We start from the raw sequence: 14,345 nt of genomic DNA on the forward strand, positions 1-14,345 counted from the left end.
TGTTTATGTTTTAACCAGAATAGATTAGACATTAGTCGATAATCAGATTTAACTGATTGTTTTACGTATACTGAAATGTTTATGGATTTTCACCCTCTCCCTTGACATTAATATTTTCTGCAAGCTGTAAAAAGTTATGAATACCAAAAGAAATATTTATAAAGATTTCGAACATCCCTTTGCCCAATATGTACGCATTGTGGGTAAAGGGAAAAATGGCGCCCGCTCTCTCAGCTATGATGAAGCCTATCAAGCCTTTAGCATGATTTTAAAAAATGAAGTGCTGGATGTGCAGTTAGGTGCATTCTTGATGTTATTGCGGGTCAAGGAAGAATCTGTAGATGAGTTGGCCGGTTTTGTACAGGCGACACGGGATCAGCTGAATTTCAAAAAACTGGATGTCGATCTGGACTGGTCTTCATATGCAGGCAAACGCAAACATTATCCATGGTTTATTCTGGCAGCCCTGACACTGGCCAAGCATGGTTATAATATTGTGATGCATGGTGCCTCGGGCCATACCATGAACCGCGTTTACACCGAACAGGTGCTGACTTACTTAGGCTATCCAATCTGTCAAAATGATGCCGAGGTTGAACAGCAGCTACAACAACAGCATTTTGCTTATATCCCGCTAGAAGTGATTTCTCCAATTCTGGCGGACTTGATTACGCTGCGTAATGTCATGGGGCTACGCTCCCCAATTCATACCTTGGCGCGTCTGATCAATCCGTTTAATGCCAAAGCGACCCTGCAAGCAATTTTCCATCCGGCTTATCGTGGTTCGCATCAGCAAGCGGCTTTCCGCTTAGGCTATAAAAACAGCGCAGTGATTAAAGGTGAAGGCGGCGAATTCGAGCGTAATCCGGATGCCAAAACGCTTATCTGTGGCATTAAAGATGGTGAACTATATGAGCATGAACTGCCGAAACTAACTGACTACCGCAGTCCGATTGAAGAAGAACTGGATCTGGCGCTATTTAAAGCTGTCTGGGACGGTCAGCAAAGCCATGATTATGGCGAGATTGCAGTGATAGAAACTATGGGCATTGCGCTATATACCATGGGCGTGTGTGACAGCTTTGAAGCTGCGATGCAAAAAGCCAAAACCTTATGGGTGAATCGCCACACGGTTTAATCTTTATAGTATAAAGAAAAAAAGCATTGTTAATCACTTAACAATGCTTTTTTTAATTGTATTGCTATTGGCTGGGAATTAAGCCTTAAACAAAACGAATCGGCTTGAATTCTGGTTCATTTTTGTGATGATCATCATCACATTCCTCACCCTCTTCTTTAGTACCGCGATCGATATAACCGCTGCGCTCATTTTCAGGCAGGTTTTTCATTTCCCAGGCATACACTGCCTGCATACAGGTCTGACGCTGTTCTGGTGTCAAGGCTACACCGTTTGGCCACTTTCCAATTTCGACTGCTGTTCTTAGACGTTCAACAATCTCAGGATTGAGTACGGCAAGCATTTGTTCAATATTCATGATTTAATCCTGCTTAAAATAATCAAAGTCCTGATTCCACCCCAGTTTGGTTCGACAGGCATTATAAAAGTCATAACCCGGTGGATGCAGAAGATTCAGTTTAAAGGGATGCTTGCGAATATGGACGCTATCGCCCACATTCAAAGACACACTGTGTTGTCCATCCGCACTAACCATCGGCAGTACGCGATTTTCACGAATCAGTAATTTAATTTCACTATGTCCACCGACCACAATCGGGCGTGAAGACAAGGTATGCGGATGCATCGGTACCAAGGCAATCGCATCCATACTTGGATGTACAATCGGGCCACCACCAGAAAGCGCATAAGCCGTAGAACCAGTCGGCGTAGAGACTATCAGGCCATCGCTGTGCTGACGATAGACATATTGTCCATCAATATTCAGTTCAAAATCGATCATATGTACCGATTTCCCTGAATGTAGCACCACATCATTTAGAGCAATGGCATCGTAAATCACTTCACCTTTGGAGCGAATTTCGACTTCGAGTAAAAAGCGTCGCTCAGTCTGAAAGTCACCCTTTAATACCTGATCCAGCTTGAATATCACTTCAGTCGGCTTGATATCCGTTAAAAACCCCAGACGACCACGGTTAACCCCGATCACCGGGGTATTGTACTTGACCAAGGCGCGTGCTGCATGTAATAGCGAGCCGTCACCGCCCACGACAATCACCAGATCCACCACCTCACCCAATAAGGCACGACTGACGGTTTGGGTATTTTGATAGGGAACAAGTTCAGCTGTCGCTGCATCAAAAACTGGGTGTAGGCCTAAATTGAGAAGATGATCGTGAATAAGGCATAAGGTTTCAACCACCGACGATTTATCAGGACGTCCTATTAACCCGATATTTCGAAAGGTCTTATGGGAAATTTGCACCAGTGTCGTCGCTCCGCTACGAATCCTGCTTATCATAACATTAAGCTATACCTGGATGACAATTTATAACAGTGCTTCATAGGTAGGAAATTATTTGAAATATATTCGAATTAAGGAGAAATTGTGGGGTTTCATTTTAATTTTAAGCGCATTTCTTGATTAAATATTGCAAAATAATGAAAAGCTTCGCATGATTAGCACAATTTCACAGGATCTTATAAGTATTTATGAAATCTGAACGTGGCATGGGGTTTCTTGCCTTAATTTTTTCTATTATTGTCATTTCTATCTTTGTAGCATTTAGTATCTATTTGATTAGATTAGACAATATTGTACGCGACAAGTTTGAAGGTCAGCGCTGGGATATTCCGGCCAAGGTCTTCGCACGTCCGATGGAAGTGTACGTGAATGCCCCAGTCAGCCTGCAGGATTTCCAACAAGAATTAAAATTACTCGGTTATAAAAATTCGGATAGTTATACTAAATCAGGCAACTTTGTCACCACGGGTAATACCCTGTATGTGCATACACGCGGCTTTGATTTTGGTGACCGGGTTGAACCGGAACAAATATTGAAAGTCAGTTTCAGCGGTGAACAGATTGCAGAAGTCAGCGCAACCAAACCGTCTTCAAGCGGGATTGCGCGTTTAGAACCTTTATTAATTGGTGGGATTTATCCGCAGCATAACGAAGACCGTGTGCTGATCAAGCTAAATAAAGTGCCTAAGCCCTTGATCGAAGCGCTGATCGCGACCGAAGACCGTAAGTTCTATGAGCATCATGGGGTTTCACCGCGTGGTATTGCACGTGCCGTAGTCAGCAATATTACCGGTGGTAAACGTCAGGGTGGCTCAACCTTGACCCAGCAGCTGGTCAAAAATTTCTATTTAACCCCTGAGCGCACCTTAAAACGTAAAGTGAATGAAGCCTTTATGGCGATGCTGATTGAATTGCATTATGACAAGAATGAAATTCTAGAAGCTTATCTGAATGAGGTAAATCTCGGCCAGAATGGTAACTACTCCATTAATGGTTATGGTCTGGCATCGCAGTTTTATTTTGGCCTGCCACTGCGTGAACTGAATATTTCCCAGCAAGCATTTTTGGTGGGTTTAGTCCAAGGCCCGAGTCTATACAATCCATGGCGCAATCCTGAAAGTGCGAAAAAACGCCGTGATATCGTCCTGAATAATATGCTGGTGATGGGCTATCTGACTCAGGAACAATATGAAAAAGAAACCGCACGTCCGTTAAATGTCATTTCAAAACCGACTTTAGGCCCTGCCCGCTTCCCGGATTTTCTGGATATTGTACGTCGTCAATTACGCACAGATTATCAGGAAACCGATCTGACCAATCAGGGTCTGCGAATTTTCACTACTTTAGATCCTTTGGCCCAAACCAGAATTCAGGACAGCTTTAAAGAGACGGTGGCGCGTTTAAGCAAATCCAATCCGGGTCGCCTGAAAGATTTACAGGGTGCGGTATTGGTATCGCATCCGGAAAATGGTGAGCTGGTGGCCGCACTAGGTTCTACTCAAGATTTTACCGGCTTTAACCGTGCAGTCGATGCCAAGCGTCAAGTCGGTTCCCTATTAAAGCCTGTGATTTACCTGAGCGCACTAGAATCGAACCGTTATCACTGGGCGAGCCCGATTGAAGACAGTGAAATCAGCATTAAGAGTGATGGCAAAACCTGGACGCCGAAAAACTATAGTGGTCGCGGACATGGTGTCATTCCAATGTCACAAGCACTATCGCAATCCTATAACCTGTCTACTGTGCGTTTAGCACAAGAATTTGGCCTGTCTACCTTTATTAATCATCTGAAAAAATTTGGTGTAACTTCAGATATTCCATCTTATCCGTCGATTTACTTGGGTGCGGTAGATATGTCCCCGATGGAAGTGATGAACATTTACGGCAACTTTGCTACAGGCGGCTTTAAATATCCAACTAAAGCCATCCGCTCTGTGGTGGATGCCAACGGCCGCTCTCTGGATCGTTATAGCCTGAGTGTACAACCGACTATTGATCCTGCTTCCGCTTATGCCCTGAATTATGGCTTACAACAGGTCATGTCGAATGGTACAGGCCGTGCAGCCTATAACAGCTTGCCACGCAGTCTGAATCTTGCCGGTAAGTCCGGTACCACGAATGACAGCCGTGACTCATGGTTTGCCGGATATTCAGGTAATTATATGACCGTGGTCTGGCTCGGTCTGGATGACAATAAAGTCACTGGCTTGACCGGTTCATCGGGTGCCCTGCCCGTTTGGACCAATGTCATGAAACAGTTGCGCCAGAAACCGGTGAATCTGCCACAGCCGAATGAAATCGAATGGCATTGGCTAGATCGTCATACGGGTTTGTTGTCTGCACAAGGCTGTGAAGGCGCCATGTATATCCCGATTTCGCGTCATGCCCTGCCAAATCAGGCGACTGCCTGCGGCATCTCGCACTATGCGACGGAACCTTATGATATTGATTCAGAACCTGCGCCATCTGATGCTGAACAGGATGATATGAGTCGCTACATACAAGAAAGTGAAACAGAAATAGAACGCGATCTTGAGAGCGAAACCCGTATTATCGCCAGTGGAAGTTATAGCCATTAATTGAGTCTATGTTTATGTTAAGAAAAATCCTCCCTGGTTTGCTCATCCTCAGTCTGGTGGGCTGCCAAAGTATCTCTGAGCCAGAAAAGCCAGTTACCCCAGTCAAGCCTGCGACGGAAAAACCTAAGGCAAAAACGCCAGACAGCGTAGTGATTACGCCTTATGACCGTCCTGACATCAAACGTCAGAAAATTGTCATTCCTGAACAGAAGCCGAAAAGCCAAAAGTTTGATGATGGCCGTAATCTGCCGGCTTTCAAGAGTCTGATGCAGCAAACCCAGCAGGCCTATACCAAGCAGCAGTTCGCTCAAGCTGAAGCGTCTGCAACTCAGGCACAGCGACTGGCCCCTCAGGCACCGGAAACCTATTTATACTTGGGTATGATTGCTAACCGTAAAAATCAGCCAGCAAGCGCCGATGCTTTTGCCTTACGTGGCCTGAGTTATGCACAATCTAGTGCCATGAAAAAGCAGCTTTGGCAAGTGCGCCTTAAATCTGCTCAGTTGCGGAAAAATGCCAAAGCGATTCAGCAAGCTCAACAGGCATTGAAAAAGCTTTAAGATAATTTTCCATAGAAACTGACTTACCAATAGAAAATTTATTTTATAAATAAAGTGTTTAAATATAGCGAATGCCGGCAATGCCATAAGCGTGCTGGCTTTTTGCATACTCAAGCTCATCAGCCTTCATTCCACCCAAAGCAAAAACCGGAATCTGTACCTGCTCTGCCATTTGCTTGAATTGCTCCCAGCCTAGCGCAGGCGTGTCCGGATGCGTTGCGGTCGCCAGTACCGGACTCAGCAAGGCTGCTTCACAACCGATCTGTTCTGCATGCATTAAAGCACTCAGGTCATGACAGGCTGCCAGATAACGATAACCAGATTTCAATTCACCTTGTTTCAAGTCCATCAATTGAATCTGTTTTAGATGAATCGTACGAATCGTCTGCTGCTGCAATTCATTCAGTTGTGACCAAAGCTGCTGATTAATGATTAACTTGGAGAGTTGATCTACCGGATATTGCTGTAATTGCATGATCCGTTCAGGCGTTGCTTCCACGCGCCAATACAACATTTGATCTGTATCCAGACTTGATAAGATATCCAGATCCTCAGCAATCTTGATGCGCTGCGGCCATTGCAGCTTTTGAATCATGGACTGATTGGCTTTCGGGAAATTCAGCTGACCAGGTTCTTCCCGGCTATACCAACGCCAAGGCTGTTTGATTTCAGCCAGTTGAGTAGGCTGTACTGAAGCATGAAAAATATGCAAATTGACGATGAGATCTTCATATTCATGAGAAATAAAATCAGAAGCATGCCAGCGTTCGATATCAACCCCGACCTCTTCAATCACTTCGCGGCGGCAGGCTTCGACTGGTAATTCGCCCTGTTCAACTTTTCCGCCTGGAAATTCATATTTATTGCCCTGATGCTGCTTGGCCTCACGCCAGCCGACTAGAACCTGATTTTGATAAAATAAAAGCGCAATTGCGACATGAATTGTAGCTTTAGTCATGATGTACAGAACCGGTAAAGTTTTACAGATTGTAAGCAAATTAGAGTTTTTTATAAATTGCTCAATATTTCGTTGACAGATCTATTCGATAATGATTATCATTTAAATCAATCCAAAACACACCACGGAGTCGACGGAATGAACGCCCCATTTAGCCTATTCACCCGTAACAATGATACTCACCATGCCTTGCCAATGCTGCACTCCAACAATCTGTTTGCACTGGGTCGTGAAATCCGGATCATGCATGCCGGCGAAGAATACCGCTTGCGCCTGACCCGCAACAACCGTCTTATTCTGACCAAATAATTAAAACAATCTAAAATAACAAACGTGGGAAGCAGCAGTATGAATCAGCGCATACTGCTTTTTAATCTTCTAATCATGAGATTTTGCCATCAGGCTCAAAACTCAATGACACTTTAAGTCCACCCAAGTCCGACGGCGCATAGTCAATTTTAGCTGCATGCAGTGCCATAATTTTCTGGCAAATGGACAGGCCTAAACCCGAACCCTGAGTTCGCGTACCCAAAGCCCGATAAAAACGTTCACCTAAACGTTCCAGTACCTCATCAGCAATCCCCTCTCCTGAGTTTTCAATCAGTAACTGTATCTGATGCTGCTCAATAACTGTTCGGATCTCGACCTGTCCCTGTTGCGGCGTATAACGGATCGCATTGTCGACCAGATTGCGAATACAACTAAAAATCAGTTCTGGATTCGCTTCGATCACAGCATCCTCAAGTTTTAGATTCCAATGAATGTCTTTTTCTTCTGCAAAAGGCTGCAAGGCCTGCAAAGCCTCCTGAACCAGATTCTTAAGATTAATCGTTTGCGTTGCTAATTGCCCTGTTCGCTCCGGATCGAGTCGTGCCAGCAAGAGTAAATTTTCCAGCACCTGCGTACCGCGGTTGACATCATTTTGGATCAACTGTAATGCCTGAGGGAGCTGTGCATCATCTTGATATTTGCGTTTTAAAACCTGTAGCCGCATTTGAATCGCAGACAGTGGCGAACGCAGCTCATGTGAAGCATCTGCAGTAAAGCGCTGTTCAGCAGCCAGTGATTTCTCCAGCCGGCCGAGCATGGCATTCAGCTGACGAATGATCGGTTGCAGTTCAGTGATTTCAGGGTCAGGTGTTTTAATAGGACTCAGATCCTGAGCAGTCTTGGAACCAATCGCGCGGGAAATCTTGTTTAATGGCCGTAACTGGCGTCTGATCGCAACACGCAAAATCAGCCATTGCACTAGCCATAAGATGAATAAGATCCCGGCAAAGCCCAAGGTGGTTTGCCAGAGTTCATCGAAACGTACTGAAAGTGGCTGTACGATTTTGACCTGAAGGTCGTCATCTTCCGCAGTCAGAATACGGATAAAATGGCCATTTTCATAAGCAAACTGGAAGCCGTTGTTCTGTGCTTTTGGAATGGGATTAATTAATTCATCATCAATCGAAGTTGTCAGTACCTGCTGATCCAGCAACAAGGCATACTGGATATCGAACTGTTCACTGAGTTCATCGACCTGGGCGTCTTTGGCCTGGGTCACATCGCCAAGCAGCAACTCAGAAATCTGCTCCATTAATTCATCATGCAGCTGACTGGCTTGATAACTGGAAATTCCCAATAACAGCAGCCAGGCCAATATTCCAGCCAATATCGAACTGAACAGCGCATGTTTGATCAGTTTAGTTTGCAAGGAAATAGCAGCTGACATAGGTTTATACCTCAGCCTTATGCATGCGATAGCCCAGACCGCGAATAGTCTTGATCATCTGGCTGCCGATTTTTTTACGCAGCTGATAGATAAATACTTCAATGGCATTACTTTCAATTTCATCACCCCAAGCGTACAGCGATTCTTCCAGCTGTTCACGGGTGACAATATGTTCAGGCTGCTGCATCAGCTTGTATAGAATTTGAAATTCCTTCGCAGTCAGATTCACAGCTTGACCTTCTTTAGTCAGGGTTTTGGCTTGAGTATCCAGACTGAGATCCTGCCAGAGCAGGATATGATTCGGTGTTTGCTGCTTCTGTCTGAGCTGGGCACGTACCCGGGCCGAAAGTTCTTCCAGACTAAAAGGTTTGACCAGATAATCATTCGCGCCTAAATCCAGACCTTCAACCCGGTCATCAATACTGTCTTTGGCCGTAATAAAAATCACCGGCGTAACTTGCTGTTGGCTGCGCAAACTTTTCAAAATCTCGTCTCCAGTGGCATTCGGCAGGCCGCGATCCAGCAAAATGCAGTCATATTGATGCTGTTCAATCGCCAGGATCGCATGATCACCGCGCTCTACCCGATCAATCACATAACCATCCATTTCCAGCCAGGTCTGGATACTGTCTGCCTGAGACTGATCATCTTCTGCCAAAAGAATACGCATATTCTGCTCCGTTTGCTTCCTTGTTCTATCTTGCCCTGAAAAAGCAGCAGACTCAAAAAAACCACATGCTTTTTGGTAACTTGCATGTGGTTTTTTGTTGCTATGTTCAAACTGATTTCAGCAAATCAGGCGATATTAGAAGCGAACCTGATCAACCTCAATTTCAACACGTTTTGCCGGTTTATAATCAATGTCGATTTCACCTGTGATGATTACCGGTGTTTTGGCTGAAATCGGTTTGCCTTGCCAAAGTTCGTCATCAATCTCAACCGTAATGGTGCCTGTACTGTCGCGGAACTGGTATTTTTCATCACCGACTGCTTTCACGACATAACCTTTGAGCTGAACTTTGCTGTCATCTTTCATGGCCAGTGCCTGTTTGACTGTAGTCGATTTAGCAAAAGCGGCCTGATTCACAGCCGTGTCACTACTTGCTATCGTAGCTGTCGCGATAGAACCCATCAATGCAGCTGCCAAAACCGTATTTATCATCATTTTCATCGCAGTTACCTCTTTAAAGTCTTGCCTTGTTTCGATGATGCTATTAAAACAGCCAAACATGAATTGAATCTTAAGATTGCTTCATTTTCAAAATTAATTTAAGGGCACCACTCTCAGGACTTCTTCAAGCGTGGTCACACCTTCCAGAATCTTGCGCGCCCCGGCAATTCTGAGCGGCTCTACGCCTTCTTTTTTCGCCTGCTGACGCAGCTGGTTCAGGTTAGCATCCGCACCAATCAACTGTTTGGTGGTCAGACTCAGTGGCATAAACTCATAAATCCCGATACGGCCTTTATAGCCGGTATGCCGACATTCTTCACAGCCTACCGCCTTAAAGACAAATTCCGGTCGCGGCAAAGGATAATCGGCTGCCAGATGCTGCCACTCCTGCTCGTTCAGGAAACTTTCCTGTTTGCAGTGTGGACACAGCTTACGAACCAAACGTTGAGCCAGAACACCCAAGATGGTTGCTGCTGTCAAAAATGGCTGTACGCCTAAATCATGCAGACGGGTCAGACTCGACGGCGCATCATTGGTATGTAAAGTCGATAGAACCAGGTGACCGGTCAATGCTGCCTGAATCGCCATATTGGCAGTGTCCTGATCACGAATTTCTCCAACCATGATAATGTCCGGGTCCTGACGCATTAGTGCGCGCACGCCGTCAGCAAAACCGAGATCAATACCATTATTGACCTGCATCTGGTTAAAGCTAGGTTCCAGCATCTCGATCGGATCTTCAATCGTGCAGACGTTGACCTGTTCAGTCGCCAGCTGCTTCAGAGTTGAATAAAGCGTAGTAGTTTTACCGGAACCGGTCGGACCGGTCACCAGAATAATGCCATGACTATGACTGGTCAGATTGTTCCAGTCGTTGAGCAGATGACCTTCAAAACCGAGTTGCTGAAAACTTCTCACCAGCACTTCCGGATCGAAAATACGCATTACCAGTTTTTCACCAAAAGCTGTCGGTAAGGTCGACAGGCGCAGTTCAGTTTCCTGTCCTTTGGGCGTGCGGGTTTTCAGTCGGCCATCCTGTGGCTTACGTTTTTCCGCCACGTTCATTCGGCCCAGAATCTTGATTCGGGAAATGACGGCGGTCAATGTATTGGCCGGCATATTGTAAATCGTATGCAGCACCCCATCAATCCGGAAACGGATCTTGCCGGTGTCTTTACGTGGTTCCATGTGAATATCACTGGCACCTTGTTCAAAGGCAAATTGCAGCACCCAGTCCACCAGTTTGACAATATGCTGGTCATTGGCATCCGGATTCTGTGAATCACCCAATTGCAGCAAGGCTTCGACGCCCTTATTTTCCCGGTCATAGGCAGAGGATTTTTGTGAACCACTGACTGCACGACTGACCTGATAATATTCAGTAATATAACGTTGTAATTGTTCTGGATTCAGTAATACCCGTTGTATTTTTTTCGGGGAAATATTTTGCTCGAGATTCGACACCCATTCGGTTTTATAAGGCTGATCCGTGGCGATCAGAACTTTGTCTGCCTGAATTTCTACTGCCAAAATATGGTTGCGCAGTGCATATTCCTGCGACATGACATGGGTCAATGCCTGTACATCAGCTTTAAGCGGATCAATAATATAGAACATCAATCCGGTTTTTTCTGCCAGCCACTGACATAAACGGTTCAGGGTCAAAGTCGTTTGGGGATGGGACTGATCGACCAGATTAAAATTGGCAATCCACTGTAAAGGGTGCCATTTTAATTGTTCACGTTGCCGATGAGTGGTTTGTACCAGCATTCGGTCGCGTTCACTGATTTTACCGTCTTTAAAGAGTTGGTCTAGACACCATGCCGTATCCATTTCAAAGTCAAATTTCATTATTATCAGTCCCCAAACTTGCCTCCACTATAACAAGTTTTTGCAGTTTTTCGCATGCTCCCCACCTTTTGAATGTACGTTTCTATTTCAATCTCAAAAAGAAAGTAAAGAATGGATTTGATCGTTACCGCAACATTTTTAATCTATGCAAACCTGATCTCATCACATATATTTTTAAATAATCAACTCTTAGCTTGCTGAGGTCACAGATGGATCTGACTGCGGTTCCCCTGCATGCGCATTCTTTTCATGAACTGCTCACGATACTCACCTCGGCATTGGGCTGCGGCCTATTGATTGGTCTGGAGCGGGAACGACATAAACAACGTGAGCAGCAACCGAGTTTTGCCGGCTTACGTTCCTTTGCAATCTGTGCTTTATTGGGTGCACTGTGTTTCCTGTTTGGAATCGTGATTGCTGTAATAGGTGCTTTGATCGTGGGTGGTATGGTCATTTTATCCATCAAAAATCAGCCTGATGATCCGGGCATTACCACAGAGCTTGCATTTGTGATGACCTATTTTGTTGGCGCCATGTGTTTGTGGAATATTCCTCTGGCAGCCGGTCTTTCTGTGCTCTTAACCGGTATTTTGATGGCCAAACATACCATGCACAATATTGCCGGAAAATGGATTAAAGAAGCCGAATTTAGGGATGGACTATTATTACTGGCCTTAATTTTGATTGGTCTGCCGCTGACCCCTGACCGGCCTTTTTGGGGCGAAGTGCTTAATCCTTATCTTATTCTCAAATTACTGACCTTAATTTTAGTGGTACAAGCTCTGGCTCATATTGCGAAACGCTTTTTCTCGACTAAAAATGCCCTGATGCTGTCCTCCATCGCTTCCGGTTTTGTTTCCAGTACGGCGACCATCGCTCAGTTGGGCTTACAGGTCCGTAAAGGTGAAATGGATGCACGATCGAATGCCGGTGCCGCGCTGATGTCCTGTATCTCGACTATTGTGTTGCTATTGATTGTGATCGGGGGCGTATCCTGGAGCTGGCTTAAAATCCTGCTCTTGCCCTCTTTAGTTGCCGTAATCCTTCTGGCAGCCTGTGCATTTTTATTATTGCGCAAGGCAAAACCTGCGCCGAGCATGGAATCGTCAGACAGCCAGATGTTCAGCTTAAAAGAAGCTGTGATTATTGCAGTCACATTAACATTGATTCAGGCTGGAGTTTACGGACTGGAGGTCTGGCTCGGGGATGCCGGCTTACTGGCCGGGACCTTGCTCGCCTCTTTATTCGAGATTCATGCCGCGATGGCCAGTGTCGTCGTTCAAGGCGATCCTTCAAATATGCGTCTGATTTATGCCCTGCTTTTAGGTCTGGGTGCTCATGCCCTGGCCAAGTCAGCCAATGCAGCTTTGACCGGTGGCTGGAAGTTTGTCCTTTATTTTGCGCCTGTGCAGATTTTGCATATGGCAGTGTTGATTGGGGTTTTGTGGTGGAACCTATAATCTAGGAAGGAATATGCTGGATAGCAACAATTAGCACTTGCTGAGCATGAATTTTGAAATGGATATCAACATTTGCAAACTTCATCCCATATACCCGTTCTTCATCTTCCTGATATGCAGGTCTTGGATCTAAAGATAAGACAGCTTCCAGTTCCTGAATAGTCTGCACAGAAATTTTTCCATTTCCTAGTAATTGTTGCTTTTGCTGCTCCGCTTCATCGCTCCAAATGACGGTTTTACGTGGTGGTTCATCCTGTGCATAACCGCTTTGTGCTTCAATGATGGCATCCGAATATTGAATATAAGGTTTGATATCCATAATTGGCGTGCCATCGAGCAAGTCACTCCCTGTCACATACACTCGAACATGTTTGCTCACTTTTCTCACTTCTTTGAGTTTGACCACAGATAAACCAATCGGTGATGGACGATACATGCTGCGCGTAGCAAACACGCCTATTTTCTTGTTACCACCCAAACGCGGCGGACGCACTTGTGGACGAAACTGGCTGTTGTGCTGGTTTTTATTGTCATGAAATTGCCAGACCAGCCACAAATGACTGAATTCTTCAATTCCCTCAAAGGCGAGCAGGTCATTATAGGACCCGACCATTTCAATATAGCTTTCGACCTGAACCAGATTCGGCTGACGAGGAATACCAAATTTTTCTTTATAGGGAGAACGCATATAACCAATAATCGGCAGCGTCAGTTCAGTCATCATCACTTTTTTTGATAAGCTCAATTAAATATATTCAGTTTATCGAGAATGAATTTAGATTAGAATAGCAAGCTGTTCTAATTTGATAATTTATTGAGACCTTTAATGGCTGCTTTTAACGTCGAAAAGATTACTCACGTCCACCACTGGAATGATACTTTATTCTCTTTTAAAACGACTCGTGACACTGCTTTGCGTTTTAAAAACGGTCAGTTTGTAATGATCGGCCTTGAAGTCAATGGCAAGCCGTTAATGCGCGCATATTCAATTGCAAGCGCCAACTACGAAGAAGAGTTAGAATTTTTCTCAATTAAAGTGCCTGATGGTCCACTGACTTCGATTTTACAGAAAGTCAAAGTCGGTGATGACATTTTGGTTTCTAAAAAGCCGACAGGTACATTGGTACTTGATGACTTGAACCCAGGTAAAAATCTTTACCTTCTTTCTTCTGGTACTGGTCTTGCACCGTTCCTGTCGACTATTCGCGATCCTGAAACTTATGAGCGTTTTGAAAAAATCATCGTAGTTCACGGTACCCGTTTCATTTCAGAACTGGCTTATCAAGATTTGATCCTGAATGAAGTGCCAAATCATGAATTCTTCTCTGAACTCGGCGCGAAAGAAAAATTGGTATATTACCCAACCGTCACCCGTGAAGAATATCCAAACCAAGGTCGTGTAACCACCGCGATTGAAACCGGTGAACTGTTTGAAAAAATCGGTCTGCCACGTTTCAACCCGGAAACTGACCGTGCCATGTTATGCGGTAGCCCTGCATTCCTAGATGACGTTGCTGCGCTTCTTGATCAACACGGTCTGAAAGAATCTCCGAAAATGGGCGTTTTAGGCGATTACGTGATTGAACGTGCATTCGTTGAAAAATAAGA

14 protein-coding genes are annotated in these 14,345 nt (G+C 45.0%); 6 read left to right on the top strand and 8 right to left on the bottom strand.

Annotated features, from left to right (window positions below):
• Positions 1-136: 136 nt before the first annotated feature.
• On the top strand, positions 137-1,138 hold the full coding sequence (locus tag HGD77_RS10040; RefSeq protein WP_004278991.1) for a glycosyl transferase family protein: 1,002 nt from the start codon (positions 137-139) through the stop codon (positions 1,136-1,138).
• A gap of 85 nt (positions 1,139-1,223) precedes the next feature.
• Here the strand turns inward: HGD77_RS10040 and HGD77_RS10045 are convergent, their stop codons facing one another.
• Complete coding sequence (locus HGD77_RS10045) at positions 1,224-1,496, bottom strand: YeaC family protein (protein WP_004278992.1); 273 nt, start codon at positions 1,494-1,496, stop codon at positions 1,224-1,226.
• Between the two features lie 3 nt (positions 1,497-1,499).
• Positions 1,500-2,438 carry an NAD(+) kinase gene (locus tag HGD77_RS10050; protein ID WP_004645573.1) on the bottom strand — a complete coding sequence of 313 codons (939 nt, stop codon included), beginning with the start codon at positions 2,436-2,438 and terminating at the stop codon, positions 1,500-1,502.
• Between the two features lie 191 nt (positions 2,439-2,629).
• Here HGD77_RS10050 and mrcB point away from each other — a divergent pair, with 191 nt between their 5' ends.
• Together mrcB and HGD77_RS10060 are read left to right on the top strand one after the other, a co-directional pair.
• Entirely contained in the window at positions 2,630-5,020 is a 2,391-nt protein-coding gene (gene mrcB, locus HGD77_RS10055) for a penicillin-binding protein 1B (RefSeq protein ID WP_005103605.1), read from the top strand.
• 14 nt (positions 5,021-5,034) lie between these two features.
• Positions 5,035-5,580, top strand: a complete 546-nt coding sequence (locus tag HGD77_RS10060; protein ID WP_005103606.1) for a hypothetical protein — start codon at positions 5,035-5,037, stop codon at positions 5,578-5,580.
• A 58-nt stretch (positions 5,581-5,638) separates the two neighbouring features.
• Here the strand turns inward: HGD77_RS10060 and HGD77_RS10065 are convergent, their stop codons facing one another.
• Complete coding sequence (locus HGD77_RS10065) at positions 5,639-6,538, bottom strand: NUDIX domain-containing protein (protein ID WP_005103610.1); 900 nt, start codon at positions 6,536-6,538, stop codon at positions 5,639-5,641.
• 138 nt (positions 6,539-6,676) lie between these two features.
• Here HGD77_RS10065 and hemP point away from each other — a divergent pair, with 138 nt between their 5' ends.
• Positions 6,677-6,847, top strand: a complete 171-nt coding sequence (hemP, locus tag HGD77_RS10070; protein WP_004645578.1) for a hemin uptake protein HemP — start codon at positions 6,677-6,679, stop codon at positions 6,845-6,847.
• Positions 6,848-6,920: 73 nt separating this feature from the next.
• Here hemP and HGD77_RS10075 read toward each other — a convergent pair whose 3' ends face one another.
• The 4 genes from HGD77_RS10075 to HGD77_RS10090 form a co-directional block, all read right to left on the bottom strand.
• A complete protein-coding gene (locus HGD77_RS10075; protein ID WP_004278998.1) occupies positions 6,921-8,255 on the bottom strand; it encodes a sensor histidine kinase in 1,335 nt (444 codons plus the stop codon).
• Positions 8,256-8,259: 4 nt separating this feature from the next.
• Positions 8,260-8,925, bottom strand: coding sequence for a response regulator transcription factor (locus tag HGD77_RS10080; RefSeq protein ID WP_168730808.1), 666 nt, complete (start codon positions 8,923-8,925; stop codon positions 8,260-8,262).
• Between the two features lie 135 nt (positions 8,926-9,060).
• Positions 9,061-9,426, bottom strand: a complete 366-nt coding sequence (locus tag HGD77_RS10085; protein ID WP_004645581.1) for a NirD/YgiW/YdeI family stress tolerance protein — start codon at positions 9,424-9,426, stop codon at positions 9,061-9,063.
• A gap of 93 nt (positions 9,427-9,519) precedes the next feature.
• Positions 9,520-11,277 carry a GspE/PulE family protein gene (locus tag HGD77_RS10090; protein ID WP_004279001.1) on the bottom strand — a complete coding sequence of 586 codons (1,758 nt, stop codon included), beginning with the start codon at positions 11,275-11,277 and terminating at the stop codon, positions 9,520-9,522.
• A gap of 209 nt (positions 11,278-11,486) precedes the next feature.
• Here HGD77_RS10090 and HGD77_RS10095 point away from each other — a divergent pair, with 209 nt between their 5' ends.
• Positions 11,487-12,737, top strand: a complete 1,251-nt coding sequence (locus HGD77_RS10095; protein ID WP_005103613.1) for an MgtC/SapB family protein — start codon at positions 11,487-11,489, stop codon at positions 12,735-12,737.
• Position 12,738: 1 nt separating this feature from the next.
• Here the strand turns inward: HGD77_RS10095 and tsaA are convergent, their stop codons facing one another.
• Positions 12,739-13,458 (bottom strand): tRNA (N6-threonylcarbamoyladenosine(37)-N6)-methyltransferase TrmO, encoded by a 720-nt coding sequence (gene tsaA, locus HGD77_RS10100; RefSeq protein ID WP_004731629.1) that lies wholly within the window; start codon positions 13,456-13,458, stop codon positions 12,739-12,741.
• A 105-nt stretch (positions 13,459-13,563) separates the two neighbouring features.
• Here tsaA and HGD77_RS10105 point away from each other — a divergent pair, with 105 nt between their 5' ends.
• Complete coding sequence (locus tag HGD77_RS10105; protein WP_004279005.1) at positions 13,564-14,343, top strand: ferredoxin--NADP reductase; 780 nt, start codon at positions 13,564-13,566, stop codon at positions 14,341-14,343.
• Positions 14,344-14,345: the final 2 nt, after the last annotated feature.

The organism is Acinetobacter sp. NEB149, assembly GCF_012516415.1.
GTDB classification, from domain to species: Bacteria; Pseudomonadota; Gammaproteobacteria; order Pseudomonadales; family Moraxellaceae; genus Acinetobacter; species Acinetobacter lwoffii_V.

Excerpts from the sequence above, each read along its gene's own strand:
- HGD77_RS10075 (WP_004278998.1), bottom strand. The coding sequence starts at position 8,255 with ATGTCAGCTGCTATTTCCTTGCAAACTAAACTGATCAAACATGCGCTG.
- hemP (WP_004645578.1), top strand. The coding sequence starts at position 6,677 with ATGAACGCCCCATTTAGCCTATTCACCCGTAACAATGATACTCACCAT.
- HGD77_RS10095 (WP_005103613.1), top strand. The coding sequence starts at position 11,487 with ATGGATCTGACTGCGGTTCCCCTGCATGCGCATTCTTTTCATGAACTG.
- HGD77_RS10060 (WP_005103606.1), top strand. The coding sequence starts at position 5,035 with ATGTTAAGAAAAATCCTCCCTGGTTTGCTCATCCTCAGTCTGGTGGGC.
- HGD77_RS10040 (WP_004278991.1), top strand. The coding sequence starts at position 137 with ATGAATACCAAAAGAAATATTTATAAAGATTTCGAACATCCCTTTGCC.
- HGD77_RS10080 (WP_168730808.1), bottom strand. The coding sequence starts at position 8,925 with ATGCGTATTCTTTTGGCAGAAGATGATCAGTCTCAGGCAGACAGTATC.
- HGD77_RS10045 (WP_004278992.1), bottom strand. The coding sequence starts at position 1,496 with ATGAATATTGAACAAATGCTTGCCGTACTCAATCCTGAGATTGTTGAA.
- HGD77_RS10065 (WP_005103610.1), bottom strand. The coding sequence starts at position 6,538 with ATGACTAAAGCTACAATTCATGTCGCAATTGCGCTTTTATTTTATCAA.
- mrcB (WP_005103605.1), top strand. The coding sequence starts at position 2,630 with ATGAAATCTGAACGTGGCATGGGGTTTCTTGCCTTAATTTTTTCTATT.
- HGD77_RS10050 (WP_004645573.1), bottom strand. The coding sequence starts at position 2,438 with ATGATAAGCAGGATTCGTAGCGGAGCGACGACACTGGTGCAAATTTCC.
- tsaA (WP_004731629.1), bottom strand. The coding sequence starts at position 13,458 with ATGACTGAACTGACGCTGCCGATTATTGGTTATATGCGTTCTCCCTAT.
- HGD77_RS10105 (WP_004279005.1), top strand. The coding sequence starts at position 13,564 with ATGGCTGCTTTTAACGTCGAAAAGATTACTCACGTCCACCACTGGAAT.
- HGD77_RS10085 (WP_004645581.1), bottom strand. The coding sequence starts at position 9,426 with ATGAAAATGATGATAAATACGGTTTTGGCAGCTGCATTGATGGGTTCT.
- HGD77_RS10090 (WP_004279001.1), bottom strand. The coding sequence starts at position 11,277 with ATGAAATTTGACTTTGAAATGGATACGGCATGGTGTCTAGACCAACTC.